This window comes from Acetobacter lovaniensis (assembly GCF_014207635.1).
In the GTDB taxonomy this organism is placed as follows: domain Bacteria; phylum Pseudomonadota; class Alphaproteobacteria; order Acetobacterales; family Acetobacteraceae; genus Acetobacter; species Acetobacter lovaniensis.
In genome coordinates this window covers 505,355-532,298 of the sequence record NZ_JACHIE010000001.1, presented here as the reverse complement: position 1 = coordinate 532,298, position 26,944 = coordinate 505,355, and the positions used below count along the sequence as shown (strand labels likewise).

21 protein-coding genes are annotated in these 26,944 nt (G+C 61.6%); 14 read left to right on the top strand and 7 right to left on the bottom strand.

The features are described from left to right. Positions 1-6 precede the first annotated feature (6 nt). The 4 genes from plsY to gltX are packed head-to-tail and all read right to left on the bottom strand — an operon-like array spanning position 7 to position 4,277. Positions 7-651 (bottom strand): glycerol-3-phosphate 1-O-acyltransferase PlsY, encoded by a 645-nt coding sequence (gene plsY, locus HNR55_RS02430; RefSeq protein ID WP_166110795.1) that lies wholly within the window; start codon positions 649-651, stop codon positions 7-9. Continuing rightward, positions 648-1,940, bottom strand: a complete 1,293-nt coding sequence (locus HNR55_RS02425; protein ID WP_086645282.1) for a dihydroorotase — start codon at positions 1,938-1,940, stop codon at positions 648-650. The genes plsY and HNR55_RS02425 overlap by 4 nt, the downstream gene beginning before the upstream one ends. After that, positions 1,937-2,878 carry an aspartate carbamoyltransferase catalytic subunit gene (locus HNR55_RS02420; RefSeq protein ID WP_166110792.1) on the bottom strand — a complete coding sequence of 314 codons (942 nt, stop codon included), beginning with the start codon at positions 2,876-2,878 and terminating at the stop codon, positions 1,937-1,939. Before HNR55_RS02420 ends, HNR55_RS02425 begins: the two co-directional genes overlap by 4 nt. Next, positions 2,871-4,277 carry a glutamate--tRNA ligase gene (gene gltX / locus HNR55_RS02415; RefSeq protein ID WP_166110789.1) on the bottom strand — a complete coding sequence of 469 codons (1,407 nt, stop codon included), beginning with the start codon at positions 4,275-4,277 and terminating at the stop codon, positions 2,871-2,873. Before gltX ends, HNR55_RS02420 begins: the two co-directional genes overlap by 8 nt. Before the next feature lie 38 nt (positions 4,278-4,315). Between gltX and HNR55_RS02410 the strand changes: the two genes are divergently transcribed. Beyond that, positions 4,316-6,511, top strand: coding sequence for a ComEC/Rec2 family competence protein (locus HNR55_RS02410; protein WP_166110786.1), 2,196 nt, complete (start codon positions 4,316-4,318; stop codon positions 6,509-6,511). Between the two features lie 46 nt (positions 6,512-6,557). Here the strand turns inward: HNR55_RS02410 and HNR55_RS02405 are convergent, their stop codons facing one another. Beyond that, positions 6,558-6,896, bottom strand: a complete 339-nt coding sequence (locus tag HNR55_RS02405) for a carboxymuconolactone decarboxylase family protein (protein ID WP_166110783.1) — start codon at positions 6,894-6,896, stop codon at positions 6,558-6,560. A gap of 87 nt (positions 6,897-6,983) precedes the next feature. On the opposite strand from HNR55_RS02405, the gene zapE reads away from it, so the two are divergent. From zapE to HNR55_RS02380, 5 genes are all read left to right on the top strand, one after another. Further along, on the top strand, positions 6,984-8,249 hold the full coding sequence (zapE, locus tag HNR55_RS02400) for a cell division protein ZapE (protein WP_242005384.1): 1,266 nt from the start codon (positions 6,984-6,986) through the stop codon (positions 8,247-8,249). Between the two features lie 203 nt (positions 8,250-8,452). After that, positions 8,453-11,320 (top strand): 2-oxoglutarate dehydrogenase E1 component, encoded by a 2,868-nt coding sequence (locus HNR55_RS02395; RefSeq protein ID WP_166110777.1) that lies wholly within the window; start codon positions 8,453-8,455, stop codon positions 11,318-11,320. 109 nt (positions 11,321-11,429) lie between these two features. Continuing rightward, entirely contained in the window at positions 11,430-12,653 is a 1,224-nt protein-coding gene (gene odhB, locus HNR55_RS02390; RefSeq protein ID WP_165925099.1) for a 2-oxoglutarate dehydrogenase complex dihydrolipoyllysine-residue succinyltransferase, read from the top strand. Positions 12,654-12,742: 89 nt separating this feature from the next. Beyond that, entirely contained in the window at positions 12,743-14,455 is a 1,713-nt protein-coding gene (lpdA, locus tag HNR55_RS02385) for a dihydrolipoyl dehydrogenase (RefSeq protein ID WP_166111265.1), read from the top strand. Between the two features lie 68 nt (positions 14,456-14,523). Then, on the top strand, positions 14,524-15,564 hold the full coding sequence (locus HNR55_RS02380) for a L,D-transpeptidase (RefSeq protein ID WP_242005383.1): 1,041 nt from the start codon (positions 14,524-14,526) through the stop codon (positions 15,562-15,564). Between the two features lie 176 nt (positions 15,565-15,740). Here the strand turns inward: HNR55_RS02380 and ahcY are convergent, their stop codons facing one another. Beyond that, positions 15,741-17,030 (bottom strand): adenosylhomocysteinase, encoded by a 1,290-nt coding sequence (ahcY, locus tag HNR55_RS02375; protein ID WP_166110774.1) that lies wholly within the window; start codon positions 17,028-17,030, stop codon positions 15,741-15,743. A 183-nt stretch (positions 17,031-17,213) separates the two neighbouring features. Here ahcY and HNR55_RS02370 point away from each other — a divergent pair, with 183 nt between their 5' ends. After that, a complete protein-coding gene (locus HNR55_RS02370; protein WP_166110771.1) occupies positions 17,214-17,918 on the top strand; it encodes a lysophospholipid acyltransferase family protein in 705 nt (234 codons plus the stop codon). A gap of 350 nt (positions 17,919-18,268) precedes the next feature. Next, entirely contained in the window at positions 18,269-19,330 is a 1,062-nt protein-coding gene (locus HNR55_RS02365) for a DUF2125 domain-containing protein (RefSeq protein WP_166110768.1), read from the top strand. Positions 19,331-19,343: 13 nt separating this feature from the next. Here the strand turns inward: HNR55_RS02365 and gloB are convergent, their stop codons facing one another. After that, entirely contained in the window at positions 19,344-20,069 is a 726-nt protein-coding gene (gene gloB, locus HNR55_RS02360; protein ID WP_166110765.1) for a hydroxyacylglutathione hydrolase, read from the bottom strand. Positions 20,070-20,132: 63 nt separating this feature from the next. On the opposite strand from gloB, the gene HNR55_RS02355 reads away from it, so the two are divergent. The 6 genes from HNR55_RS02355 (at position 20,133) to HNR55_RS02330 (ending at position 26,913) form a co-directional block, all read left to right on the top strand. After that, a complete protein-coding gene (locus HNR55_RS02355) occupies positions 20,133-20,882 on the top strand; it encodes a class I SAM-dependent methyltransferase (RefSeq protein WP_166110762.1) in 750 nt (249 codons plus the stop codon). 80 nt (positions 20,883-20,962) lie between these two features. After that, entirely contained in the window at positions 20,963-22,696 is a 1,734-nt protein-coding gene (locus tag HNR55_RS02350) for a hypothetical protein (RefSeq protein WP_242005382.1), read from the top strand. Continuing rightward, positions 22,693-23,706 (top strand): hypothetical protein, encoded by a 1,014-nt coding sequence (locus tag HNR55_RS02345; RefSeq protein WP_166110759.1) that lies wholly within the window; start codon positions 22,693-22,695, stop codon positions 23,704-23,706. The genes HNR55_RS02350 and HNR55_RS02345 overlap by 4 nt, the downstream gene beginning before the upstream one ends. Next, positions 23,703-24,287 (top strand): hypothetical protein, encoded by a 585-nt coding sequence (locus HNR55_RS02340; protein WP_166110756.1) that lies wholly within the window; start codon positions 23,703-23,705, stop codon positions 24,285-24,287. The genes HNR55_RS02345 and HNR55_RS02340 overlap by 4 nt, the downstream gene beginning before the upstream one ends. Further along, positions 24,284-25,417, top strand: coding sequence for a hypothetical protein (locus HNR55_RS02335; RefSeq protein ID WP_166110753.1), 1,134 nt, complete (start codon positions 24,284-24,286; stop codon positions 25,415-25,417). The genes HNR55_RS02340 and HNR55_RS02335 overlap by 4 nt, the downstream gene beginning before the upstream one ends. Continuing rightward, a complete protein-coding gene (locus HNR55_RS02330; protein ID WP_242005381.1) occupies positions 25,354-26,913 on the top strand; it encodes an NADH-quinone oxidoreductase subunit D-related protein in 1,560 nt (519 codons plus the stop codon). The genes HNR55_RS02335 and HNR55_RS02330 overlap by 64 nt, the downstream gene beginning before the upstream one ends. Positions 26,914-26,944: the final 31 nt, after the last annotated feature.

The window sequence follows — 26,944 nt, the reverse complement described above, 5'->3', positions numbered from 1 at the left end:
GGCCGGTCAGTCCTTTTTCTGACCAATGCGGGACTCGGTCCCCCGCAGGATACGGGCAATGTTTTCATGATGGCGGGCAATGACCAGCAGGCTGATCAGCAGCGTTGCCATGGGCTTTGGGCTCGCCTGAAAGGAAAACCCATACAGGGCCAGAATAACAACGGGCATGACCACAAAGGCAGCCAACGCCCCGGCGGAGGAAATGCGGGAGAGCTTGGCAACCCCCAGCCACACGGCACACCCGACCAGCCCGGTAATGGGGGAGAGTGCAAGTAGTGCCCCCAGCCCCGTGGCCACGCCCTTGCCCCCCCGAAAGCCCAGAAAAACGGGGAAACAGTGCCCCACCACCGCCGCAAGGGCCGCAAGAGATGCGGTGTAGTCGGAATAATCGGGCGAGGTCATGACCCATGCGATCAGAACCGCCAGAAACCCCTTGCCTGCATCCAGCCCCAGCGTTGCGGCGGCAAGGTCCTTGCGGCCGGTACGCAGCACGTTGGTTGCGCCAATATTGCCCGAGCCGATGCTGCGTAAATCCCCCGCACCGCCAAGGTTGGTCAGGATCAGCCCGAACGGAACACTCCCCAGTGCGTAACCCATGAACGCCATGGCCGCCATAAGCCACAGCACGTAGGAGGGAAGCTGCCCGCTCATGCCGCGTCTGCCTCATAAACGCGCTGGCCAGCCTTCCATGTGCCCAGTACGCGGCCTTCCAGCGGGCGGCGGTCAAATGGAGTGTTCTGCGCACGACCGGGGAGCTTGCCTGCCGTTACCAGCCAGCTCTGCTCCGGGGCAAACAGGCACAGGTCGGCCATGGCCCCTACGGCCAGTGTTCCGGCTTCCACGCCCAGCAGGCTGGCGGGGCGGTAGGTCAGCAGGCCAAGGGCCTGTGGCAGACCCAGCGTACCATCATGCACACGCGCAAGGGTTACGCCCAGCAGCGTCACCATGCCCGTGCCCCCGGTTGCGGCCTGCGCAAAGGGCAGGCGCTTGTCATCCGCATCACGCGGGTGGTGGTCGGAGGCAATGGCGTCAATCGTGCCATCGGCCAGCCCGGCACATACGGCCAGCCGGTCTTCCTCACTCCGCAGGGGGGGGGAGAACTTGGCATAGGTTCTGAAATCGCCAATCGCGTTTTCGTTCAGGTCAAAGTAGGGGGGGGCTGTATCGCATGTCACGTTCAGCCCGCGCGCCTTGGCCTGACGGATCAGGTCCAGCCCTTCTCCCGTGGAGACATGGCCAAAATGCAGGCGGCCCCCGGTCAGTTCCGCCAGACGGATGTCCCGCGCGATCATGATCGATTCGGCCGCTGTGGGAATGCCCGCAAGCCCAAGGCGGGTGGCCAGCGCGCCAGATGTGGCACACCCTGACCCGGCAAGGGATGGGTCTTCGGGGTGCTGCACCACCATGGCGTTAAACCCGCTGGCATAGGCCAGAGCAAGCCGCATAAGGCGGGAAGGGTCTATGGCGCGGTTACCATCGGTAAAGGCCACGGCTCCGGCTTCGTGCAGCAGGCCAATTTCGGCCAGTTCCTTGCCTTCGCACCCTTTGGTCAGGGCCCCATAGGGCAGAATGGTTACAGCCCCGGTTTCCTCCCCCCGGGCGCGGAGCATCCGGACCAAGGCAGGGTTATCTATGGCGGGTTTGCAGGTGGGGAGTACTGCAATGGTGGTAATCCCCCCGGCAGAGGCAGCACGGGTGGCGGAGGCTATGGTCTCACGGTATTCGTAGCCGGGTTCACCAATTTCCACGCGCATGTCCACAAGACCGGGGCAGAGCACGGCGCCTTGCCCATCCACATGGGCGGCACCTTCCGGCCTGCCTTCTGCACCGGGTTTGTCTATGCCAGCTATCTGCCCGTCGCGCACAAGCAGGCGGCCGGGCTGGTCCAGCCCGGAGGCGGGGTCGATCAGGCGAACATTTTCAAAAACAACGGTGGTCATGGAGTTTGCCTGCTGCGTGTAAGGCGGTCCAGAACGGCCATGCGTACGGCCACACCCATTTCCACCTGTTCCTGAATAACGCTCTGGTCGGAATCGGCAACGGAACTGTCAATTTCCACGCCCCGGTTCATGGGGCCGGGGTGCATGACCAGCGCGTTTTTGTGCGCCAGATCCAGCCGCCTGCGGTCCAGACCAAAAAAGCGGAAGTATTCGCGCGCACTGGGAATAAGCCCGGAGGACATGCGCTCGCGCTGCAGGCGCAGCATCATCACCACATCCACATCGCGCAGACCGTCTTCCATGCTGTGGTGGATGTCCACCCCAAGCTGGCCAAGGTTGCCCGGCACCAGTGTGGGCGGGCCTACAAGGCGCACGGAACTGCCCATTGTGGTAAGCAGATGAATATTGGAGCGCGCCACGCGGGAATGGGCGACATCCCCACAGATGGCGACTTTAAGCCCCCCCAGAGTGTCATGGTGGCGGCGGATGGTCAGCGCATCCAGCAAAGCCTGCGTGGGGTGCTCGTGCATGCCATCGCCCGCATTCACGACGGAGGCTTCCACCTTGCGGGCCAGTAGGGCAGGCGCACCGGACTGGGAGTGGCGGACCACCAGCAGGTCCGTGCGCATGGCATTAAGGGTGGCTGCGGTGTCCAGCAGGGTTTCCCCCTTGTTCACCGAGGACTGGGCGACGGACATATTGATCACGTCCGCCCCCAGCCGCTTGCCTGCCAGTTCGAAGGAGGTACGCGTGCGCGTACTGTCTTCAAAAAACAGGTTGATCAAGGTGCGCCCGCGCAGCACATCGCGCGGGACTTTGCGGGAGCGGTTGAGCAGGGCATAGCTCTCGGCCAGATCCAGCAGCGGCTCGATCTGGTCTGGCGTCATGCCCTCCAGCCCGAGCAGATGCCGGGTGTGGCGGCCGGGAAAGCTAGCCATGCAGAACGGCTCCTATTCTGGCCAGTGTTTCATCCCGGCCGAGTGCCTGCAACGTGGCATCAATCCCGGGGGAGGAGTTGGAGCCGGTTACAGCCGCGCGTAGTGGCTGGGCAACCTGACCAAGCTTGTGGCCGCCACGCTCGGCAAAGGCGCGCAGGGCGGCGTCTATGTTTTCGGGGCTGAAAGGTTCCACCACGGCCAGATCCCGCGCCAGTTCACCCAGCAGGGCGCGGCCCTCGGGGGTGAGCAGCTTTTCGGCCTTGGCGTTCATGGGCAGGGGCACATGGCGGCCAAGGAAGGCGGCGTTCTCGGTCAGTTCAACCAGTGTGCGCGCGCGTTCCTTAAGGCCGGGCATAAGGGACAGCACACGGGCACGGGTGGTTTCGTCCACATTAACGCCTTCAACTTTTTTCAGGCGTTCCATAACGTCATCCGTCAGGCGCACGTCATCCGCCTGACGCATCCATACGGCGTTGATGTGGTCGAGCTTGGCGTAATCCATGCGCGAGGGCGCACGGCCCACACCATCAATGTCGAACAGCTTGATCTGTTCTTCGCGCGAGAGGATTTCCGCATCCCCATGCCCCCAGCCCAGACGGAGCAGGTAGTTGCAAAGGGCTTCGGGCAGATAGCCCATGTCGCGGAATTCCACCACGGACTGCGCGCCATGGCGTTTGGAAAGCTTGGCACCATCAGGGCCATGAATAAGGGGCAGGTGGCCAAAGCGCGGCAGATCCCAGCCCATGGCGCGGTAGATCATGGCCTGACGGAAGGTGTTGGTCAGGTGGTCATCACCACGGATCACGTGGGTAATGGCCATGTCGTGGTCATCCACCACCACGGCGTGCTGGTAGGTGGGGGTGCCATCGGAACGCAGGATGATCATGTCATCCAGTTCCACATTGGCCACGCGGACTTCGCCTTGCACCAGATCATCAATAACCGCATCCCCTTCACGCGGGGCCTTGATGCGGATGGCGTAGGGGGCACCTGCGGGCGCGTCTGCCGGGTCGCGGTCGCGCCACAGGCCGTTATAGCGCGGGGGCAGGCCATTTTTTGTGGCGTCTTCGCGCATCTGCCTGAGTTCTTCTGGCGTGCAGTAGCACTTGTAGGCCAGACCTTTTTCAAGCAGTTCCAGTGCAACCTCGCGGTGGCGTGCCTCCCGCGAGGACTGGAAGACGGGTTCCTCATCCGGCGTAATGCCCATCCAGTCCAGACCCGCAAAAATAACATCTACGGCCTGTTGGGTGGAGCGTTCGCGGTCGGTATCTTCAATACGCAGGAGGAACTGACCGCCATGGTGACGGGCAAAGAGGAAGTTGAACAGGGCTGCGCGGGCGTTGCCAATATGCAGCAGCCCTGTCGGACTCGGAGCAAAGCGTGTGCGGATGGTCGTCATGGGGCGCTTCTTTATCACGCGCGGGCGCAGGGAGCCATATGCTGAACCCGATGTCTGTCATGGTGTTGCTGGATGCGGAGTTCAGGCGGTTTGTGCTGTGGGTTCCGGTCCTGCTGGCGCTGGGGGCGCTCGCCTATTTTTTATGGCCGTATGAGCCGGGGCTACCCGGTGGCGTGGGCGTACCCGCAGGGGTAGCGGGTCTGTGCCTTGGAGCCTGTTTTTACTGGCGGCAGAGCCTTGTGGCGCGGCTGGCGGGTGGGGCTAGCATGGTGCTGGCCGTGGGGTTTGGGGCGGCATGGTGCGCGGCCCACCGCCAGCCGCCCATGCCTGAACTGCCCCGCCGGGGTACCGAAATTTCTGGCATTGTGCGCGATGTGGCCTTTTTTCCCGCGCCCGCAGGGCAGGGGGAGCCTGTGCGGCGCGTGATCCTTGCGCACGCGGTTCTACATGATTTTGTAGATGATGGCATGGCCCCCCTGCGCCGTACTCTGGATATACGGCTGGTTCAACACGATTCGACCCCGCTCGCACCGGGGGATGGCCTGCGGGTGCGGGCTATGGTGCAGCCTCCGCCTTTTCCCGCCCTGCCCGGTGGGCGGGACAGGCAGTTCGAGGCATGGTTTTCCGGGCAGGCAGGGAGCGGTTATGCGCTGGAGCCCGTGCAGGTGGAACCGGGGATACAGGGCAGGGTATCGGGTTTCTGGCAGGCGGTGGCTACCGTGCGCGGGCGGGTTAACGCGCGTGTGCGGGCTGTTCTGCCCGGCCCTTCCGGCGCAGTTGTCGCCACCCTGCTGGATGGCAGGGCAGAGGCCGTTCCGCAGGACGTTCGGGAAGATTTTGCCGCTTCCGGGCTGGCGCATCTGCTGGCGGTAGCGGGGTTGCACCTTGGCCTTGTCATGGGGGTGGCCATGCTGGTTTGCCGCATGGTGCTGGCCGCGTGGGAATATGCTGCCCTGCGGTGGCCCTGCAAGGCGCTTTCCGCCTTTGTGGCATGGGGCGTGGGCGGGGGGTATGTGCTGCTTACGGGCACGCACCTGCCCGCCATGCGGAGCTGGCTTATGGCCAGTGTTGTGGTGCTGGGGCTTATGGTGGGGCGCAGGGCTGTGTCCATGCGGGGGCTGGCGCTGGCGGCAACCCTTATGCTGCTGGTGGCGCCACAGGCTGTGCTGGATGTGGCTTTTCAGATGTCCATGGCCGCGGTTATGGCGCTCGTGGCGGGGTATGAGGTGCTGTACCCCCGTCTGATCCGTGGTTTGTCCGGGCTTGCGGGCACCCGGCGCGGGCTGGCCCGGCATGGCGTTATGCTGATGTTGACCAGTCTTCTGGCTGGCACGGCCACGCTGCCGGTGGTGATGGCCCATTTTGGGGTGGTGCAGCCGTTTTTTGTGTTGGCCAATCTGCTGGCCGTGCCGCTTATGGGCGTGTGGATTATGCCGCTGGGGCTGGCGGCGCTGGCGGCCATGCCCCTGCATGCGGATGCGCCTTTTTTATACCTTATGGATGCCGGTGTGCGTGTTGTGCTGTGGCTGGCGCGGAGTGTGGCGGGCTGGCCGGGTGCGCGCATGGGGGTGCCCGCCATGCCCGGCTGGGGGCTTGCCTGCGTGCTTCTGGGGCTGTGCTGGCTGTGTTTGTGGCGGGGGCGGCTGCGGTGGTGGGGGATGCCTGTTGTGCTGTGCGCGACCCTGAGCCCATGGCTGGTGCCCCGGCCTGACCTCCTGATCAGCCCGGATGGGCAGTTAATGGGGGTGCGCGACCACGCCGCCATACTGGTTATGGGCCATGCGCGGGATGAGCAGACCATAAAGGCTGCCTGGGCACAGGCGCTGGCCATGCCCGTAACCGACTTTTCCACCACGGCGGAGCAGGTGGCCGAAACACCTGATGGCAGCCTGATCTGTGGGGAGGGCGATGCCGGGGGCACCTGCATCCTGCTCCGCAACAAGCATGAAGTGGTGCTGCGTGTGCATGATCCCTCGGACGGGCGCAGCCTGCTCCCCCCGGACCTGTGCGCGCAGGCTGATCTGGTGGTGAGCGCGGCCCCCCTGAGGGCATCATGCCCCGATGTTGCGGTCCGGCTGGATCGTTTTTCCGCCTGGCGGGTGGGAGCGCAGGCGGTTTTTCTGGCCTCGGGCGTGCGGGTGGTCAGTGACCGGCAGACACGCAGGGAGCGGCTGTGGGTGCTTAAGCCCGGCGGCCACGGGATGCCCACCCTGCCTCTGGCTCAGGCGGAATGAGGCGTGCGGCGGCGTGGCACCCACGCCTGTTTACGGGCGGGGTGGGTCAGCTTTCCGTGCTGTCAAACGCTTCCATCACCCGGCTGGAATAGACAAGGGCGGCCCCTGCGTTCAGCGCCACGGCCACGCCAAGAGCCTCGGCTATTTCCTCCTTGCTGGCACCTGTCTTGCGGGCAGCGGCGGAGTGTACGGCAATGCAGCCATCACACCGTGTGGTTACGGCTACGGCCAGCGCGATCAGTTCGCGCGTTTTGGCGTCCAGATGCTTCAGTTCAGGCAGGGGAGTTTCCAGCGTTTGCAAACCCTTGAGCGTGTTGGGGGTTAGCTGCGCCAGTTCCTTGACGTTTTTCTGCATGTTGGCGCGATAGGCATTCCAGTCGGTCATGGCATGGACTCCGATATGGGTATTTTGGACTTTCCAACAGCACCAGAGCTCTCCGGCCTTGTCACGACACGGTTAGGAGAGGTGTTGATGCTTGCAGAAAGAGCCCCCAAGCCGTTATCGGGCAAACTTATGACAGACATGAACACGAGCGGGGCCTCCGCTGCGACCGCACAGGGGCCTCTGGCAGTTTACCGGCAGCGCATTGCAGCCGGGGACATCAAGAGCGATCCGGATCAGGCCCGTGTGGTCGAACGTCTGGACCAGTTGTGGCGTGAACTTGCCACCATGCGCGCGCGCGCGCCGCAGGCGGCCAGCCCTGCCAGCAGGAGCGGGGGTTTTCTGGCGGGGCTTGCCAGAAAGCTGATGAGCCAGCCCGCGCAGCCCACGCAGGACCGTCTGCGCGGACTTTATATTGTGGGGCGGGTCGGGCGTGGCAAAACCATGGTCATGGATCTGTTTTTTAGCTGTGCGCCTGTCAGGCTCAAGGAGCGCATCCATTTTCTGCGCTTCATGCAGGACGTGCACCAGAAGCTGCACGCCCTCAAGGCTGCCAATCCCGGCATGGCCGATCCCATTCCCCCGCTGGCTAAAGCCATTGCAGCCCGTGTGCAGCTTTTGTGCTTTGACGAGTTTCAGGTGAACGACATTGCCGATGCGATGATTCTGGGCCGCCTGTTCGAGGCCCTGTTTGCCGATGGCGTGGTGATTGTGGCCACCTCCAACACTGAACCCTCCCAACTGTTCCAGAACAGGCCGGGGGCGGACGCCTTCAAGCCGTTCATCGCCATTATCCGGCGTGAGATGGATACGATCGAGCTGGATTCCCCAAGGGATTACCGGCGTGGGCGCGAGCAGGACCGCCAGACATGGCTGGTCCCGGCCGACGCGCAGGCCCATGCCACGCTGGACCGTATTTTTGTCCATCAGGCTTGTGGGGCTAACCTCCAGCCCGTCACGCTGGAGTTTATTGGACGCAGTTTTGAGGTGGAGCAGGCGGCGGGGCCGGTCTGCCGGTTCGATTTCAACTCTTTGTGTGGAAAGCCGCTGGGACCGAACGATTATCTGGCGCTGGCGCGACGTTTTCCCGTTGTCGTGATCGACAACATCCCCTGCATGGGACAGGACGAAGCCAATCTGGCCCGGCGCTTCATTACCCTCATAGATGCCTTGTACGACAACGGAAACCTGCTGTTTGCCTCGGCTGCGGCCACACCTGACAAACTGTTTACCGAGGGCGAGGGGTCGGACGCATTTGCCCGTACAGCCTCCCGTCTGGCGGAAATGGGCAGTGAAAGCTGGCTTGAGCACGGCGCACAGGCGGCACAGGCGGCGCACAGCCTCGCTAGAGCGTGACAGGCGGTGCCCTTGTTCCGCTCCCATGGCCGGTCTAGCTCTTGAGACAGAAAGAGCCGGGGCTGTGTGCTTCCGGCAAGGGATATCAAGGGCACCCTGCCGTATGGGTGGGGTGAAGGAAAAGATGGTCCGGCTTACGTTGGAGTGTGACACAACATCTGGTCTGCGGCGCGTGATCACCCCGCGACAGGGAGGAATGTGAGATGGCGGTATCGGATATGCTGGCAACCGCTCTGAACGGTGCCAATATCGCGTACCTTGCGGATTTGTATGCCCGGTGGGCAAAGGATCCAAAAAGTGTAGATCCCTCCTTCGATATTCTCTTCAGCTCGCTGGGGGATGACGAGGCGGCCGTGCTGCATGATGCGCTTGGCGCATCATGGGCGCCGCGCCCGTCCATTATTACGGGGGAAGAGCCACCGCCGCCTGCCAAGGGTGGTCCGGCTGGCGGTCTGGCCGCGCAGGATAGTCTGGCTATTGCCCGGCTGGTCCGCGCCTACCGCGAATTTGGTCATCTGGAAGCAACGCTTGACCCGCTCGGGCTCAAGGTTCCCACCCAGCGTGAGGAACTGAACCCCCAGACCTACGGCTTTGGCCCCAAGGATCTGGACCGTGAGGTTTTTATCGGCTCCTTGCTGGACCCTCTGCTCAAGGGGCGCAACACAGCCAAGGTCAAGGACGTTATTGCGGCCCTGCGCACGGTATATTGTGGCAATATTGGTGCGGAATACCTGTACGCCCGGAATACCGAACAGCGCGAATGGTTCCGCAACCGGCTGGAAAGCGATAACTGGCAGCAGAATGTCAGCGTGGCCGAGCGCCGGAGCATTCTCAAAAATCTGGCTGAAGCGGAAGGGTTCGAAGCCTTCTGCCAGAAGCGTTATGTGGGTGCGAAGCGCTTTGGGCTGGAAGGGGGGGAAATCTCCATTCCTGCCCTGCATGCCATTGTGGACCAGTCCGCGGCGCAGGGTGTTGGCTCGGTGACAATCGGCATGGCCCATCGTGGCCGCCTGAACACGCTGGTCAACGTGGTGCGTAAGCCTTACGTGGCCATTTTTAACGAATTTGCCGGTGGTTCCTTCAAGCCCGACAATGTGGAAGGCTCGGGGGACGTCAAGTACCATCTGGGCTCTTCGGCGGATGTGGAGGTGAACGGGCGCACGGTTCATATTTCGCTTCTGCCTAACCCCTCACATCTTGAGGCGGTGGATCCCGTTGTGCTGGGCAAGGTGCGTGCCACGCAGGATGACGCGGGTGATACGCAGAACCGTACGGGCAGCATGGGCATCATCATTCATGGTGATGCGGCATTTGCCGGGCAGGGGATTGTTTACGAAACCTTCGCCATGTCCCAACTTCCCGGCTACCGCACGGGTGGGACCATCCATATGGTGGTCAACAATCAGGTTGGTTTTACCACCAACCCTGAATGCGGGCATTCTGGCGTGTATGGCACGGACCTTGCCAAATCCATTGAGGCACCGGTCCTGCATGTGAATGGGGATGATGCCGAGGCCGTCATCTACGCCTCGCGTCTTGCCGCGGATTACCGCCACGCATTTGCGAGCGACATTGTGCTCGACATTGTCTGCTACCGTCGCCATGGCCATAACGAAACGGATGAGCCGGTCTTTACCCAGCCCGTCATGTACAAGGCCATTGCCAGCCACGAAACGCCGCATACCCTGTATGCCCGCCGTGTTGTGGAAGCAGGGGTCATGACCGAGGCCGAAACGCAGGCCCAGTGGGATGCGTTTCAGGACCGGCTGGAAGCGGATTACAAAGCAGCCGAGTCCTACAAGGTCAACAAGGCAGACTGGCTGGAAGGCGGCTGGAAGGGGCTCACCGCACCGGGGCAGAAGCCCGAACAGGCCTGGCCCGATACGGGTGTGGCTCTGGATGCGCTGCAGAAAATCGGGGCCGCCATTACCAGGGTGCCCGAAGGCTTCAACCTCAATTCCAAGATTGCGCGCCAGCTCAAGGCCAAGGCGGCCATGTTCAGCTCGGGCGAAGGGTTCGACTGGGCAACGGGTGAAGCCATGGGCTTTGGCTCGCTCCTGCTGGAAGGCCACCGTGTGCGCCTGTCTGGCGAGGACTGCCAGCGCGGGACCTTCAGCCAGCGCCATGCAACATGGACCGATCAGGTCAACCAGACCCCCTGCACACCGCTGAACCATATTCAGGCGGATCAGGCCAAAATCGAAATCTGGAACTCGCTGCTGTCTGAATACGGCGTGCTGGGTTTTGAATACGGCTACTCCGTGCGCAACCCGCAGACGCTGGTGCTGTGGGAAGCGCAGTTCGGGGACTTCGCCAACTGTGCGCAGGTCATTATCGACCAGTTCATTGCATCGGGTGAGACCAAGTGGCTGCGCATGTCCGGTCTGGTGCTGCTTCTGCCCCATGGGTACGAAGGGCAGGGGCCGGAACACTCATCTGCACGTCTGGAGCGTTATCTCCAGCTCTGTGCGGAAGATAACATGTTTGTGTGCAACATCACCACGCCTGCAAACTACTTCCACGCGCTGCGCCGCCAGCTCAAGCTGGATTACCGCAAGCCGCTGGTGCTGATGGAGCCCAAATCCCTCCTGCGGCACAAGCTCGCGGTTTCCGCTCTGGCCGATTTCGGGCCGGGGACGCGCTTCAGCCCCGTTCTGCCCGAGGTGGATGCGCTGGGGCCGGATGCCAAGGTCCGCCGCGTGGTGGTCTGCTCGGGCAAGGTTTATTACGACCTGCTTGCCGCCCGACGCGAAAAGGACATCAAGGATGTCGCCATCGTGCGTGTGGAGCAACTCTACCCCTTCCCGGAAGCAGCACTCGCAGCCGAGCTCAAGCGTTATCCTGAGGCAGATATTGTCTGGTGTCAGGAAGAAACGGAAAATGGCGGTGCGTGGCACTTTGTGGACCGGCGGATTGAAAAGGCTCTGGTGCGTGCAGGCCACAAGGCGGGGCGCCCGCAGTATGTGGGGCGTGCCGCCGCCGCCAGCCCGGCGACGGGTCTTGCACGGATCCATGCCGCCGAGCAGGCGGACCTTGTGGACCGCGCACTTGGGTTGAAGGCGGCTCGCTGAGCAGGGTCTGGAATTTTAGAAAAATTGTCCGCCTTACGCGGAAGAAAAACCCTGTGTGGCAAAACCATTACCCCACACAGGGGCTTTCTTGAGAAGAATGGGGAACAGGATGTCAGTCGAGATCAAGGTGCCAACACTGGGCGAGAGCGTGACCACGGCAACCATTGCCAAATGGCTGAAGCAGCCGGGTGAGGCGGTCAAGGAAGACGAACCAGTCGTTGAACTTGAAACTGATAAGGTCAGTGTGGAAGTTGCCGCCCCGCAGGCTGGTGTGCTTGGCCCGCAGGCCGTCAAGGAAGGGGACGAGGTTGAAGTGGGTGCCCTGCTGGCAACCGTTGAACCCGGCAAGGCAGGTGCCGCCCCCGCAGCGCCCAAGGCTGTAGCGGCGGAAAAGAAGGTGGAAGCTCCAGCAACTCCCGCCCCCGCAGCGCAGCCCGCGGCCGGGGCAGTTGATTCCGCGGCTGCTCTGCCTGCTGCGCGCAAGATCATGGCCGAAAATGGCCTGAGTGCCGGGCAGGTTGGTCAGGGCACGGGCCTTGGCGGGCGGATTACCAAAGGCGATGTTCTGGGCTTTCTGTCCCAGCCGCAGGGGGCAGCCCCCGCCGCCGCACCCAAAGCCGCCCGCAAGGACGACCCGCGTGAAGAACGCGTAAAAATGACGCGCCTGCGCCGCACCATTGCCCGCCGCCTGAAGGAAGCACAGAACACGGCGGCCATGCTGACCACGTTTAACGAAATCGACATGTCCGGTGCCATGGCGCTGCGTGCCGAGTTCCAGGACAGCTTTGTTAAAAAGCATGGTGTGAAGCTGGGTTATATGTCCATCTTCTCCCGTGCTGTTATTGCGGCACTCAAGGAATTCCCGGCCATTAACGCCGAAATCGACGGTGAAGACGTAATTTACCGCGACTTCATCAACCTCGGTATTGCCGTGGGTGGCCCCAACGGTCTGGTGGTGCCGGTTATCCGCGATGCCGACAAAATGGGTTTTGCCCAGATTGAAAAAACCATTTCCGGGTTTGGCAAGGCCGCGCGGGAAGGTACGCTCAAGCTGGATGAACTCTCCGGCGGTACCTTCTCCATCACCAATGGCGGCATTTACGGTTCGCTGCTGTCCACCCCGATCCTGAACTCCCCGCAGTCCGGTATTCTGGGCATGCATTCCATTCAGGAGCGCCCGGTTGCCGTAAACGGTCAGGTGGTCATCCGCCCCATGATGTATGTGGCCCTGTCCTACGATCATCGTATTGTGGATGGTAAGGAGGCGGTCAGCTTCCTTGTCCGGCTCAAGCAGAATGTGGAAGACCCCCGCCGCCTGTTGATTGACGTCTGATCTGACACTGGCACAGGCCGGAGGCTGCCTAGGCGCTGCTCTCCGGCCTTTCCTTTTTTGCAGACCCTAACGTGAGCGAGACAATACCCATGCCGACCGAAATTAAAGTACCAACCCTTGGAGAAAGTGTGACCACCGCCACGGTAGGGAAGTGGCTGAAGCAGCCGGGCGAAGCGGTCAAAGAAGACGAACCGGTTGTGGAACTGGAAACGGACAAGGTGAGCGTGGAAGTGCCTGCTCCCGCCGCCGGTCGGCTGGAAAACCACGCGGTCAAGGAAGGGGACGAGGTTCAGGTTGGCGCCGTGCTGGCCCTGCTGGAAGCCGGAGCCGCAGGCAAGGCTGCTGCCCCGGCAGCGCAGGCTGCCCCCGCTCAGGCGGCACCTGCCCCCAAGGCCGAAGCGGCTCCCCCGGCCGAGACGGATTATGACGTTGTGGTTATTGGTGCGGGCCCGGGTGGGTATGTCTGCGCCATTCGTGCAGCGCAGCTTGGCTTCAAGGTTGCCTGCGTGGAAAAACGCGCAACTCTTGGTGGCACCTGCCTGAATGTCGGGTGCATTCCTTCCAAGGCTCTGCTCCAGTCTTCGGAAAACTATCATGCTGCGGGGCATGATTTTGCCGCCCATGGTGTGCTGATTGAGAGCGTAAAGCTCGATCTGGCCAAAATGCAGGCCCGCAAGGCCGATATTGTTGGTGCCAATGTGAAAGGGGTTGAATTCCTTTTCAAGAAAAACGGCATCACCTGGCTTAAAGGCCATGGCAAGGTTGAAGGCACAGGCCGCCTGAGTGTGGACGGCAAGCCGGTAACCGCCAAACACATCATTATTGCCAGCGGGAGCGACAGCGCAAACCTGCCGGGTATTGAGGTGGACGAAAAAGTTATTGTCACCTCCACAGGTGCGCTTGAACTGTCCGAAGTACCCAAGCGTCTGGTGGTTATTGGTGGTGGCGTTATCGGGCTGGAACTGGGGAGCGTATGGCACCGCCTTGGCGCGGAAGTTACCGTGGTTGAGTTCCTGGACCGTCTGGTGCCCGGTACCGATAATGAAGTGGCCGCACAGTTCCAGAAACTGCTGACCAAGCAGGGCTTCAAGATGAAGCTGGGCCACAAGGTGACCAAGGCCGAAAAAACCAAAAAAGGCGTTGTGCTCAGCATCGAACCATCGGCTGGTGGCGCGGTGGAAACGCTGGAAGCCGATGTGGTTCTGGTTGCGGTTGGCCGTACGGCAGCCAGCAAGAACATGGGACTGGAAGAAGCCGGTATTGCGCTGGACAAGCGCGGCCGTGTGGAAGTGGATGCCCATTACGCAACCAATGTGCCCGGCATTTACGCCATTGGGGACGTTATTGCGGGCCCCATGCTGGCCCACAAGGCGGAAGAGGAAGGTGTGGCGCTGGCCGAACTGCTGGCCGGGCAGGCCGGGCACGTCAATTACGATGCCATTCCCGGCGTGATTTACACATGGCCCGAAGTTGCCTCCGTGGGCTTTACGGAAGAGCAGCTCAAGGACAAGGGCGTTGCTTACAAGACCGGCAAGTTCCCCTTCCTTGCCAATGGCCGCGCACGCGCACTGGGCATGACCGATGGCTTTGTTAAGGTGCTGGCCGACAAGCAGACAGACCGCGTGCTGGGTGTGCACATTATTGGCCCCGCAGCAGGTGAGCTGATTGCCGAAGCCACCATGGCGATCGAGTTTGGTGCCTCGGCGGAAGATATTGGCCGCGTCTGCCACGCGCACCCAACTCTGAGCGAAGCCGTCAAGGAAGCAGCTCTGGGCGCTGACAACCGCGCGATCAATATCTGAGAAAATTTTCTTCTTGTTAGGACTAATGCCATACTCTCTTCCGTAGTTGCATACGGGAGAGAGTATGTATGTGTGTGGTAGGGAAGCTGGCAGTCTGCTTGACCGTGGCTGGCGGTTTTCTGGCCGGGACGAATATGGTGTGCGCTCAGGGTATGGTACGGCAGCCCGCTGGCCATGCCAGTCATGCCAGCGCTGGCACACAGACTGCCACGCAGCCGGGCACACCCCCTGCGGGTGTGGATGACCGGGCACTGGACCCCGCTTTTGCCGGGGTTACTGGTGCCACGCCCCCCTCTTCTTCCGTAAATGGTTCTCCCCCCGTTCTTGGGGAGGATGCCGCCCGGCAGGAAGCATGGGCGCTGACACTGGCTTTCAGGCGCGAGGTGCCTGTCGCTGTTTCTGTTTCTTCAGCCGATAAAGCAGCATGGGTGGCTTTGGCCCGGCAGCAGCTTGAACAGGCAGGCTATGTGCTGGACCGCCCACAGGTGCTTGTGGTGGTGGACCGCAACCCAAAGGTTCAGCGCCTGTGCCTGATTCTGGCTATTCCCGGTAGCGCGGACTGGCAGGTTATTGGCAGCGCCAAAGTCTCCACCGGCACAACCGGGCGGCAGTATTATTATATTACTCCCACCGGCGTTTTTCCCAATTCAGCAACCCGGCTTGGCTACCGGGCCTTGGGTACCAAAAACGAAAACGGCATTATGGGGAACGGCACTACGGGGATGCGCGTCTGGGATTTTGGCTGGCAATGGGCTGAAAAAGGCTGGCTACCAAACCGGGATAAAGTGCAGATCCGTCTGGAAATGCACGCAACAGACCCGGTTTATCTGGAGCAGCGGCTGGGCCATACGGCGTCCGAGGGGTGCATCCGTATTCCGTCCTCACTCAATGTGTTCATTGACCGCCACGGGCTGCTGGATACGGAGTATGAGCAACGCGCCACCGTGGACCGCAGGTTTGCTGCCCTCTTACGCAAGGACAGGGTTGCTTCCCCCATAGCCGGGCTGCTGGTTGTGGTGGTGGATACAGCAGGGCAGGTTATACCCCCGGCTGCTGCGGCTTTTAAAAACGAGGTTACTCCGCACAGGCAGAAACCCAGTGTAGGGTAATGCCCGGAGCCGGGGCAGGTCAGTCCGGGTTTAAAAACCGCGACCAGTCAGGAGTTTTTTTAAGGGAGAGGTGGTAGGCCACGGCATGGCATGCGTGGTGTACCGGCTGGGCCAAGGCCCGAAAAAGGGCAGGGCGCTCCGTAAGGAGCAACTCCCCACCCTTCGTTCAGGATATTTTAGTAACGGTATTCTTCGTGCTTGAAGGGACCGTTAACCGGAACGTCAATGTACTTGGCCTGTGTTTCGCTCAGCTTGCTCAGCTGCGCGCCAACTTTGGCCAGATGCAGGGCTGCAACTTTTTCGTCCAGCTTTTTGGGCAGGGTGTAAACGGCAACGTCATACTTGCCTTCAGGTGCCGTCCACAGTTCGATCTGGGCCAGCGTCTGGTTGGTGAAGGAAGCAGACATCACAAAGGACGGGTGGCCGGTTGCGTTGCCCAGATTGACCAGACGGCCTTCGGACAGAACAATCAGGCGCTTGCCATCGGGGAACACCACTTCATCAACCTGCGGCTTGATGTTTTCCCACGTGAAGTTGCGCAGCCCGCCGATCTGGATTTCGGAGTCAAAGTGGCCGATGTTGCACACGATTGCGCGGTTTTTCATGGCGCGCATGTGGTCAACGGTAATGACGTCCACGTTGCCGGTTGCGGTTACAAAAATGTCCCCACGCGGTGCAGCGGCTTCCATGGTGACCACTTCGTAGCCTTCCATGGCGGCCTGCAGGGCGCAGATCGGGTCCACTTCCGTTACCAGCACGCGGCAGCCAGCATTACGCAGGGAGGCAGCGGAGCCTTTGCCCACGTCACCATAACCGGCAACAACGGCAACCTTGCCTGCCATCATGACATCGGTACCACGGCGGATGGCGTCCACCAGGCTTTCACGGCAGCCATACAGGTTATCAAATTTGGATTTGGTAACGCTGTCGTTCACGTTGATGGCGGGAACCTTCAGCGTGCCTTTTTTCTGCATTTCCCACAGACGGTGCACACCCGTTGTGGTTTCTTCCGACAGGCCCTTAACCTTGGCCAGCAGTTCGGGGTACTGCTCGTGCATCATCACGGTCAGGTCGCCGCCGTCATCGAGGATCATGTTCGGGGTCCAGCCATCGGGGCCCTGAATGGTCTGCTCGATACACCAGTTGAATTCGTCTTCCGTCAGGCCTTTCCATGCGAACACCGGAACGCCAGCAGCGGCAATGGCTGCGGCAGCGTGGTCCTGCGTGGAGAAAATGTTGCAAGAAGACCAGCGCACGGTTGCGCCCAGAGCGATCAGTGTTTCAATCAGAACAGCGGTCTGAATGGTCATGTGCAGGCAGCCGGCAATACGTGCGCCCTTAAGGGGCTGGCTTGCGCCGTATTCTTCGCGCAGCGCCATCAGACCCGGCATTTCGCCTTCAGCAATGGAAATTTCCTTGCGACCCCAATCGGCCAGCGAGAGGTCCTTTACCTTATAGTCGCTCATATTATCCTGTCTTTCTATGCAAAGTGCTGCTTTGCTATACAGCCATAGAGGGCCATAAGCCAGACGGAACAGGTATGGCAGGTCTGGTTTTATGTGGTTTTGCTTGCCACAACGGCGGTTTTCTGGTGTCCAGCACCTGTTAATCAAAGACTAAATCATGCGGGTTGTAACGGGTTTGTTGTAATGGCTGTTGTGCGTTCCGTCGTGTTTAATATTGTGGCTTTTGTGCTGACCGGGGTCATGGGGGTTGGCGCATTGCCAATCCGCTGGTTTATGCCCGGGCGTGCGCTGGCCTACGCCAAACTGTGGTCGCGGCTGGTCCTGTGGCTGTTCCGTGCCATTTGCGGGGTGCAGGTGCGTGTAAGCGGGCTGGAGCATCTGCCACAATCCGGCCCGGCCCTTATTGCCTCGCAGCATCAGTCTGCGTTCGATACGCTGGTCTGGATGCTGCTTCTGCCACGGCCATGCTATGTCATGAAAGGCGAACTCACCCGCATTCCCCTGCTCGGTCCCATGCTGGTCCTTACGGGCATGATGCCAGTCGAGCGCGCGGCAGGTGCGCGTGCCCTGCGGCTGCTGTTGCAGGGCACGGACAAGGCGGTGGCCGATAACCGGCAGATTATCATTTTCCCTGAAGGAACGCGCACCATGCCGGGTGAGCACGTTGCGCTCAAGCCCGGTATTGCCGCCATGTCCAGCCATACGGGGTTGCCGGTTATTCCTGTTGCCACCAATTCGGGCCTGTTCTGGGGGCGTAATGCATTTGTCAAACGGTCGGGCGTGCTGCATGTGTGCATTGGCCCCAGCATTGGCCCGACCAGAAGAGCGGCCCTGCTGGAAGAGATTGAAAAAAGCTGGCGCGCGCTTGAACCCGACTGTGGTCTGTAGCTTCAGGTAGGACTTGGCGGACAGGGGATAAACCACCCATCGCTGTGGATAACTTTGTGGAGTATGATCCATGTCATAAAAGGGTCATACCAGTATTACCGCCTGATTTACTGCATCCCCTTAAGTAAATCAGGAGAAGGTATTTTGTGTGCGTCAGGGTTCGCATGGGGCTATGTTAAAAAAACCCATTTCATAAAAAGGGGTTTTTAAATCCTATGTATTCGGTGCATTTGCTGTGGAATTGGGTTGAGGCATAGGCTAGGTTGCCGCAGGGCAAGGCGCTGCCGGGGAGGAAGTCAGGCTGTGGATAATTTTGCGCCGCAGGCGGAATACAGCCATTTGAGGTGGGGATGACGGGTTTTGTAAAAACGACCCTTGTAACGCTCGCGGCTGGTGTTGTGCTGCTTGGTGGCGGAGCTGGCGCGTTCCGCTGGAAGAGCCAGCAGTATCTGGACCAGCTTGTTACGCACCCTGCCGGGCTGTGCCAGATAACCTATCAGGGCAGGCAGCAAACCGGGGGGCTGTTCCGGGCCGGTCTGGCGTTGCAGGGCGTGCGTGTAGCCTGCACCCCCACCACGCATGGCGGGCCAGCCAGAGGGGCGGTGGAATACGCGGTCAGCCGTGTCTGGCTGGAGGTGGTGCCGTGGCATCCCATGCAGGTGCATATGCGGCTGGACGGGCCGCAGTCCTTTGCCGTGCCGTATGAACATGATGGCGTGGAGGATACACGCGCATTTATGCTTGAAGGCAGCCCGGTAGATGTATTCTGGCCAGCGCGCTCCCTGCCTGCGGGGCGTGCTGCGTTTACCGCTCCGTTTGTGCATGTGCGCGCATCGGGTGTGAGCATGACCAACGTGCAGGGCGAATGGCTGTGGAACACGCAGGCTACATTTCAGGCCAGCGTGCTCGGTCTTTCCCTGTCGGTGGAGCAGATGACTGTTCCTGCATGGCCGCAATACCTGCAAAACGTCAAAGCCGCTTTTTCCATGCCCGGTCCATATGAGCGCCTGCGCGTGCTGGAGCAGGAGGAGGAGAGCGGGCAGGCCATCTGGCCCGAACTGCTCGTGCAAAAAGCCTCAGCTGACTGGAATGGCCTCAAGCTGGGTGTGACCGGCCATGTGCGGGGTGGACATGCCACAGCCATGACTGGTGATTTCTGGCTGACAGTCAGGGATTGGAAGCCTTTTGTGGAGCGCCTGCAACCTGAAAAAATCCTCCCACCTGAGCAGGCAGCGCTTTTTAAAACCACACTGGAAGATATGATTGCCCGGGGGGACCGGTCAGGCGGCAAGCTCGTTCTCTCGCTCTCCGCACGCAATGGCTATGTGTATATGGGGGCTGTGCCGCTGGAGCAGATTTTGCCGGTTGTAAGGCTGATGCAACCCCCACAGGGCACACAGGCTACGCAGTAGGTGCCTTGGGTGGTCAGAACGCGTCTTTACGTTTACGCAGGCTGGCCAGCGTTTGCGCATCGGGTGCGCGCAGGAACGGGTTTGTCGCGCGCTCAAGCCCAAGGGTAGAGGGCACGGTGGGCAATCCCTTGTCACGCAGGGCGCGTACCTCCTGTGCCCGTGCTGTCAGTGCGGGGTTTTCGGGGTCCACGCTCAGGGCAAAAAGAGCGTTGGAGAGCGTATATTCGTGCCCACAGCAGATATGGGTCTGTTCTGGCAGGGCGCGTAACCTGCTCAGGCTTGTAAACATCTGCTGTGCTGTGCCTTCAAACAGGCGGCCACAGCCAAGGCTGAACAGCGTATCGCCACAGAACAGGGCCGGGGGCTGATCAAAGTAATAGGCAATATGGCCCAGTGTATGGCCCGGCATGGCAAGGACCTGCCCGGCGCTCTGGCCTATTTCCAGCCTGTCATTGTCATGCAGGGGCAGGTCCAGTGCTGGCATGCGGTGCTGGTCGGCTGCGGGGCCAGCCACCTTGGCATGGTAACGGGCACGCAGGGCGTCAGTGCCGCCAATATGGTCATGGTGGTGGTGGGTCAGTAAAATAAAATCCAGCCTGTTCCCGTTCTCAGCCAGTGCACGTTCTATGGGGGCTGCCTCGCCGGGGTCCACAATGGCGGTCGTGCCTGTTGCTTCATCCCGCAGGAGCCAGGCGTAATTATCGCTCAGGACCGGAATGGCGCGAATGGTAAGGGGCATGGGGCCTCCTGCTGCTGGGCTGGGTCATGGCTTTGGCGGGCCAATCCATGATAGGCATGAACCATGCAAAATGCCATGCCGTGCGAAGAATGCTTTTACGGGACTCCACCGGGCAGAGTGTGTGTCAGCCTGCTGGGCGAGCGCATGCGATGGTTCTGGCCGGAGCTTAAAAACCAGTCTGTTCTGGGGCTGGGTGGGGCTGTTCCTTACCTGCATGCTCTGGGCGATGCGTCCACCCTGCGCATAGGGGCCAGTTTTGGGGCCATGCGGAGCGAGATGGTTTTGCAACCCGGACCGTGCTGCGTGGTGGACCCCGCAAGCCTTCCGTTTGAACCACAGAGGTTTGACCGCATTGTGCTTGTGCATGCCCTGCAAGGGCGTGAAAATCCGTTGACCGTGCTGCGTTCCGCAGCCCGCGCGCTCAAGGATGACGGGCGCCTGCTGATGGTTGTGCCCAGTCGGCTGGGTGGGCGTGCAAGACTGCGGCGTACTCCGTTTGCACGGGATGCCTCCTTTACGCGACCCAAGCTGCGGCAGTTGCTGGCAGCAGCCATGCTGCGGGCCGAACAGTGGGATGAAGCGCTGTTTCTGCCAGCCAGTCAGGTCTGCCATACACTCAGGCGTGGCAGACGGATGGATATTGCAGGCAAGGTGCTCTGCCCCGGCGGAGGCAGCCTTATTCTGGTAGAAGCCGTGCCGGAGATGTACTCTGCCCTTTCTTTACCGGTGCAGCGTAAAAAGGGGTGGTTTGCGCGTATACGCACGCCCTTGGCTGGCATGGTCGGAGCGTCCGGAGCGGGAAAAACATCCTAAGCCTGAACTGGTGCAGGTTGAACACATTGTATTCAACCTGCACTCATGGTGTTATCCGCCGGTTTTCGTGTTCATAGGTTTTGGGGCTGGGTTCCATTCTTCTCACTTGTGTTCTTTGTGGTCTGCTTCTGGTGCTGGTGGCGCTGGGTGTTGTTGCCGCGCTGCCGGACAATGTCCTGCGCGGCATGGCATTCTGGCGGGCCGAAATACTGGTGGCACTCTGGGGTCTTGCAGGTGTAACCGCTCTGACCGGTGCCGCTTTTCGGGTGGAAGGGGAATTCGGGTGGTTTCCCGTATTCGGGGCGGATGGGCCGTCTTTGCCCATGCTGGCCATTCTGGCCTGTGTGGGGGGGCTGGTGGGTCGGGGCCGGGCTGGTGTGGCCTGTGTGCTGGCCTGTCTGGGGGTTCTGGCTCTTTCGCCTCTGGTGTTTGGCCTGTTTACGGGTACGGCCCTCGTGCTGCTGGCAGGGCATGGCAAGCGTGGGCTGTGCCTGCCTTTTGCCGTGCTGCCTGCCTGTATTCCAGCCGATAGCAGCCTGTCCGTGCCGCTCTTGGGGGTTATGGTCCTGCTTGTGGGGTGGGCCATTGCCGTGCAGCGGGGGCCGTTGGGGGTTCTGCCAGCCTGTATTGGCCTGTTTTTGCTTGGGCGTCTGCTAGCCGAAGTGGGGGAATTGCCCCTGCTGTCGCAAGGGGTGCTGCTGGCCTGTGGGGGTGTGGTTGCGTGTGCAGGGCTTGCGCAGGCCATGCGCGACCGGCAGGCCATGGCCCTTGTGGCAGGGCTGGCGGCATGCTGGTACGGCATGCTGGTGCTGGCCCTTGTGCTGGCTCTTTCTTCCCCTCTGGGGGGGGCGGATACGTTTCGTACAACCGTGGTGCTGGGCATGGGCGCCCCTGTTGTGGCGCTGCTGGGCATGCTCTGGGTGGCTCAGCGTAATGACACAGGTGAGGGCGGCGTATTACAGACCCGCTTGGCGCGGTGCCTGCTGGGTGTGGTGCTGGCCCAGTGCTCGGTTCTGCCACCCTGTGGTGGGTTTGCGGTCCTGTGGGCGGCTCTGGCGGGGGGCAGTTACTCGGTCGAGGCCACGCAGCCGGTCATGGCGCTTCTGGCGGTGATGCTGGTGGTGTTTTTTGTCGCCCTTGGAGTGATGTTGAGTGCTGCTCTGGTGCGTGCGGGCCTGCTGCTTCTGTCCGCTCCACAGGAGGAGGCGGATGCCCCCGCTGCCATGGTTCTGCCTTTGTGGGTATGCGCGGTGCTGAGCAGTGTTCTGGCTTTTGTGCCGGGAACCTGGCTGTTTGTGGCGGACCATCTGGTGGTGGGGCCGCCCCTGCTGCCCGTAACATGGCAGGATATGACAACAGTGCATTTTGCAGGGCACGCTGCCCGCCTGACGCCACTGCTGGTTTTGCTGGGGGTGGCGCTGGTGCTGCTTGCCACGGGTCTGCTGGTCCGGGTGTTTGGTTTTATGCCATTTGCCCCGGCTCTGCGGCAGGTTGCAGCATGGCGGCAGGGCGCTCCGGTGTACGAGATTCCTCCAGACCGGAATGGTGCCGCACCGGTGGCGGAGGGTTGCTCTGGCGGGGGACTATTGCCTTTGTGGCCAGCATGGCGCGGTTTTTTTACCACGCCTGCGGCCGTTACGGCCCTGCGCGTACCGGGGGCAAGGGGTATTCTGCCACGCCGAGGGAAGGTTTTCTGGCGATATGCAAGGCGTTGCCTGTTTGTGGCCATAAGCTGGTGCGAAGCGCAGGGTATGGTTCTGATCCTGCTTCTTATGGGGGCAGGGCTGCTGGCCGGGCTGTTTGTGGGTAAATGACACATTCCATTCCCTGGGGCTGGGTCCTCCTCTTTTTGCCGCTTCTGGGCCTGCAAACACTGGCCATGGTGTTTGCAGCACCCTGGTTGAGCGGGCTTGTCGGGCGGGTGGCGGGTCGCCTGTCGGGGGTATCGGCTTTTCCGGTCATGGGGCGGTGGCAAGACATCTGGCACCAGTTTCGTCGATCCCGCTTGCAGCAGGAAGGTGCACAACTGGCCGGTATTGCCTGTGCGGCGGCACTGGTGCTGGCCGTTCTGGGCTGTGCGCTGGTTCCGGCATTTACACTGGTGGTTCCGGGTTTTCCAGCACCGGGCCTGCTGTTGATCTGCTGCGTGCTGGTTATGGCGCTGGTGTGCCTGAACATCCCCTGTGTGCTGGGCGGTGGTCTGGGGGCCGTGCAGGGCGCTCGCGGCATGCTGGGGGCATTTTTGTTGCTGCCTGCACTGGTACCGGTTTTTCTGCTCTGTGGCGCGCGTGATTTTTCGGATTTTCTGGCCACGGTACACGGACTTTCCCCCCTAACCGATGGCGCGCCTTTTGTGCTGGCCGGTGTGGCCCTGTTTTTAGTGCCCGCATTGGCGTGGCCTGTGCAGGATGGCCAGCTTGCCCTGCTGGCCGGGCCGGAGCGGGCCATGTGGCTCTGGGCGGCAGACTGTGTGCAAGTAGCATGGGTTGTGCTGGCGCTGGATACGGCATGGCCGGGCAGCCTTGCCTTGCCTGATGATGGGGGCATGGAACAATGGCTGAGCCAGTGCATGCTCGGTTTTGGTCTGTGGGGTGCCAAGCTGTTGTTGGCTGCGGTGTTGCTTGCACTGGTCCGGCTGGTTGTGCTGCCCCCGCTACGGCGTGCGCGGGTGAGGCTGGTCAGTATCTTTTTGCTTGGAGTGCTGGCCTTGCAGGTCACCTGGTCTGTTCACCCTTTTCTGGCTGAACGGGAGGATACCAGCGTGTCTGCCGTTTTGCAGGATAATTCGCAGGCTTCCGCCGCAGGGATGGAGGATACGCCATGACCCTTGTTGCCATTCTTGTGCCTATGGTGGCCTTGTGTGTTGTGGCGCGGGGTGTTGGTTTTCTGCTGCCCGCCGGGGTGGTGACTGCACTGGCCATGCTGATGGATGGGCTTACTCCGGTGCAGGAGGCAGGGGCCACGCTGGCGCTGCTGTTTGCAGCCCTGCCGCCGTTTTTTTTAACCCGCTACCAGCACGATGCCACACACGAACGCACAGGGGCCGCCGTGCCGTTTTTTGCACTGGCCCTTATGGTTTTGCTGCTGCTGGCCTGTAATCACGCGGGGAGTACGGTTTTCCCCGCAGGGCTATGCACCATGGTAGCCGGGCTTGTGGCCGTTGTGTGCCGCCAGAGCATGGTCTGGCAGTGGGCGGGGCTTTTAACCTGTATTGAAGGTGTTCTGCTGTCCGCCGTATTGGGCCACCAGCCTGTGGTGCTGGGTGTGGCCGCTCTGGCCGGGGCGGTGGTGCTGCTCCTTGGGGGCATGTGCATCCACCGCATTATGCCGCGTGTTGTGCCGGTGCGTGCTGCTGGCCAGCGGGGCAGGCGCACGGAGCAGCCGGGCGGAGGGGCAGGCGCATGAGTGCTGGCATGGAAGCCACGGTTTTTCTGGCCGCACTGGCGTTTGTGTGGCCCTTTATTGGTGCGCTGGTTGTGGCCGCGCTGCCTGCGGCCCATAGCCGTGAAGTCGCGATATGGATGGCCGCCATCGGCTGCGGGCTTGCGGTTGTCGTGTTCATGTTCCCCTCGGTCGGGAATGGCGCCAGCGGGTGGGATGATGATCCGGTGCAAAGGGCAGGGCGGGTCATGCTCGCTTTCGGCCTGCTGATGCTGGTGCTGGAAAACGGCATCCAGCCCGACCGCCTGTTGCGTAGCCTGCCGCATGTCTGCACGGCTCTGGCGGGGCTTGCGTGTGTTGCTCCTCAACCGGCCGTAGGGCTGGGTATTCTGGAACTGGCTCTGGCGTGGGGAGTGTTTGTTTTTACGCGCCCGGCCGGGCAGGCCAAAACCGGGTGGGGGTTAATCCGCACCGGGTCGGTGGGAACGGTCCTTGTGCTGTCGGGTCTGTTATTGCCGCAGGGGAGCACGGTTTCGGGCCTGATGATGGCATGTGGCCTTGTTATTTTAACCGGGCTTGCCCCGTTTGGTCAGTTCTGGCGCGATGAGAACGATAGCTTCCTGTTTCTCCCGTTTGCTGGGGCATCCATCCTGCTGGCCATGCGGCTGCGCGGGCATGGTGGTGCTGCGTTTGAAATGGCTCTGGTGGCGGCGGGCCTTATTTCGGTCTGGTTAACGGCTGCTGCTGGCCGTGCGGGGGACAGGCAGAGGCTGTTCCGCACATTTCCGTCCGCGCTGGCACTTATGGCCGTTGGCGTGGAGGCGGATGTTGCGGCCTTGCTGTTCCTGTGTGGCTGGTGCCTGGCGGGGGGGAACCGCAGTGGGCGGGGCTGGGCGATCAATGTTCTGGCCTGTTTTCCCCCCGGTGCGCCGTTTGTGGGGTGCCTGCTTTTGCTGTCTGTCATGACCGACTGGGCATGGCCCGTTGCGGTGCTGACCGTGTGTGGCATTCTGGCCGCCGTGCTGCGCGCCGTGCCGGACCGGGAGGCCGCCCGCCTGTTCTGGCCAGATGACATGGCCGGGCGTGTGGCATGCTCGGTGCTGACCGTTATGGGTTTTCTGGTACCATTGGCCATGATGCTGGGGGCGTTCTGATGGATGTTGCCGCACTGATTTACGCAGGCGAACAGACCTCCACCCCATGGCGCTTCCGGCTGGGTGAACTGGCCTGGCGCGATATGGTGGATATGCTCAAGCGTGATGATCTGCCTTTTGTCGGCCTGTGGTGCGATGGGGCGGATGTGCATGCCCTGTTCTTGCCCGATGGGCACCCACTCGCTGCAACACTGGCGCTGGAAGGGGGACGTTATCCTGCCCTTTCCCCCGCACGGGTTGCCGCCAGCCTGTACGAACGGGCGATCTATGACCTGTTTGGGGCAGAAGCCATGTGGGCGGTGGATGTACGCTGCCTGCTTGACCATGATGTGTGGTCTGCTGCTCCACCGCTTTGCGCCGCACCCGGTCGGGGCGGGCAGCGTAAGGGACTTGTGGCGTTCCAGCCATCCGATGCCATGGCGGCCGCCAAGGGGCGGGTGGAAGAGCGTGGCCCTGCAACGGGCGATCTGGCTCCACCGTTTTATACGCGGCTTGTCCTGTCCGGCACATTGGTCGCCAATGCGGAAACACAGACTGGCTATGCCCACCGGGGCATTGCCGCCCGCTCACGGCATGCGCGGGTAGAGGATGTCTGCCGGTTGAGCAGCCGCGTTGCGGCGGGCAGTTCCGTGGCGCATCAGGTTGCGTTCTGTCAGGCGGTGGAAAATGCCTGCAATGCGCAGGTCGAGGCCGAAGTGGCACTCCTGCGCGTAGCTTTGCTGGAAATGGAGCGCCTGTTCCAGCACCTGTACACTCTGGCCGGTATGGCGCGGCTGGCGGGTGCGCAGCTTGTGGCGTCGCACTGTATGGCGCTGCGGGAAAAACTGGTGGCCGAGGCTGCCCCCATAACCGGGTCACGGTTGCTGATGGATGTTTGCATCCCCGGTGGCCTGTCCGTGCGTGACGCAACGCAGATGGGGGATCTGTGCGCCAGATTGTACGAACTGGGGCAGAAGGCTTACCCGCAACTGGTGCTTTTGTGGCGTGAATACCCCGGTCTTTCTGCCCTGCTGGGTCGTGTGGGGCGTATTCTGGCCGATGATCTGGAGCGGATCGGGCTGGATGGTCCCGTAGCCCGGGCCGCAGGCTGGGACTGCGATGGTCGGCGCATGATGCCTGCATATGACGGGCTGTGGCGTTACACATCGGGCAGGCAGAACGGCACGGCGGAAGACCGCGCCCTGCTGTTGCTGGATGAGATGGAGGAAAGCCTGCGCATGCTGGACCTGGCTTCAGCCCGGATCGGGTTGAATGCTGGTGGTACGGTTCCCCTGTCCATGCAGGATGGGGAGGGAACGGGGCTGGTGGAAGGGCCATGGGGTGGCGTGCTGTACTGGGTGCGTCTGGCGCATGGCCGTGTGGCGGAGGCTTTTTGCCGCAAGCCTGAAACCTCGGCCCTGCTGGTGTTTGAGCAGGCTCTGCCCAACCATGAGGCGGAGGATGCCGCGTTGCTGGCCTGCTCACTCGGTATGAACGCAGCAGCACTCGATGGTTAAGGGAGCAGGCATGAACGGGTACAAGGCGGGG

Excerpts from the sequence above, each read along its gene's own strand:
- plsY (WP_166110795.1), bottom strand. The coding sequence starts at position 651 with ATGAGCGGGCAGCTTCCCTCCTACGTGCTGTGGCTTATGGCGGCCATG.
- HNR55_RS02425 (WP_086645282.1), bottom strand. The coding sequence starts at position 1,940 with ATGACCACCGTTGTTTTTGAAAATGTTCGCCTGATCGACCCCGCCTCC.
- HNR55_RS02420 (WP_166110792.1), bottom strand. The coding sequence starts at position 2,878 with ATGGCTAGCTTTCCCGGCCGCCACACCCGGCATCTGCTCGGGCTGGAG.
- gltX (WP_166110789.1), bottom strand. The coding sequence starts at position 4,277 with ATGACGACCATCCGCACACGCTTTGCTCCGAGTCCGACAGGGCTGCTG.
- HNR55_RS02410 (WP_166110786.1), top strand. The coding sequence starts at position 4,316 with ATGCTGAACCCGATGTCTGTCATGGTGTTGCTGGATGCGGAGTTCAGG.
- HNR55_RS02405 (WP_166110783.1), bottom strand. The coding sequence starts at position 6,896 with ATGACCGACTGGAATGCCTATCGCGCCAACATGCAGAAAAACGTCAAG.
- zapE (WP_242005384.1), top strand. The coding sequence starts at position 6,984 with ATGCTTGCAGAAAGAGCCCCCAAGCCGTTATCGGGCAAACTTATGACA.
- HNR55_RS02395 (WP_166110777.1), top strand. The coding sequence starts at position 8,453 with ATGGCGGTATCGGATATGCTGGCAACCGCTCTGAACGGTGCCAATATC.
- odhB (WP_165925099.1), top strand. The coding sequence starts at position 11,430 with ATGTCAGTCGAGATCAAGGTGCCAACACTGGGCGAGAGCGTGACCACG.
- lpdA (WP_166111265.1), top strand. The coding sequence starts at position 12,743 with ATGCCGACCGAAATTAAAGTACCAACCCTTGGAGAAAGTGTGACCACC.
- HNR55_RS02380 (WP_242005383.1), top strand. The coding sequence starts at position 14,524 with ATGTGTGTGGTAGGGAAGCTGGCAGTCTGCTTGACCGTGGCTGGCGGT.
- ahcY (WP_166110774.1), bottom strand. The coding sequence starts at position 17,030 with ATGAGCGACTATAAGGTAAAGGACCTCTCGCTGGCCGATTGGGGTCGC.
- HNR55_RS02370 (WP_166110771.1), top strand. The coding sequence starts at position 17,214 with ATGGCTGTTGTGCGTTCCGTCGTGTTTAATATTGTGGCTTTTGTGCTG.
- HNR55_RS02365 (WP_166110768.1), top strand. The coding sequence starts at position 18,269 with ATGACGGGTTTTGTAAAAACGACCCTTGTAACGCTCGCGGCTGGTGTT.
- gloB (WP_166110765.1), bottom strand. The coding sequence starts at position 20,069 with ATGCCCCTTACCATTCGCGCCATTCCGGTCCTGAGCGATAATTACGCC.
- HNR55_RS02355 (WP_166110762.1), top strand. The coding sequence starts at position 20,133 with ATGCAAAATGCCATGCCGTGCGAAGAATGCTTTTACGGGACTCCACCG.
- HNR55_RS02345 (WP_166110759.1), top strand. The coding sequence starts at position 22,693 with ATGACACATTCCATTCCCTGGGGCTGGGTCCTCCTCTTTTTGCCGCTT.
- HNR55_RS02340 (WP_166110756.1), top strand. The coding sequence starts at position 23,703 with ATGACCCTTGTTGCCATTCTTGTGCCTATGGTGGCCTTGTGTGTTGTG.
- HNR55_RS02335 (WP_166110753.1), top strand. The coding sequence starts at position 24,284 with ATGAGTGCTGGCATGGAAGCCACGGTTTTTCTGGCCGCACTGGCGTTT.
- HNR55_RS02330 (WP_242005381.1), top strand. The coding sequence starts at position 25,354 with ATGCTCGGTGCTGACCGTTATGGGTTTTCTGGTACCATTGGCCATGAT.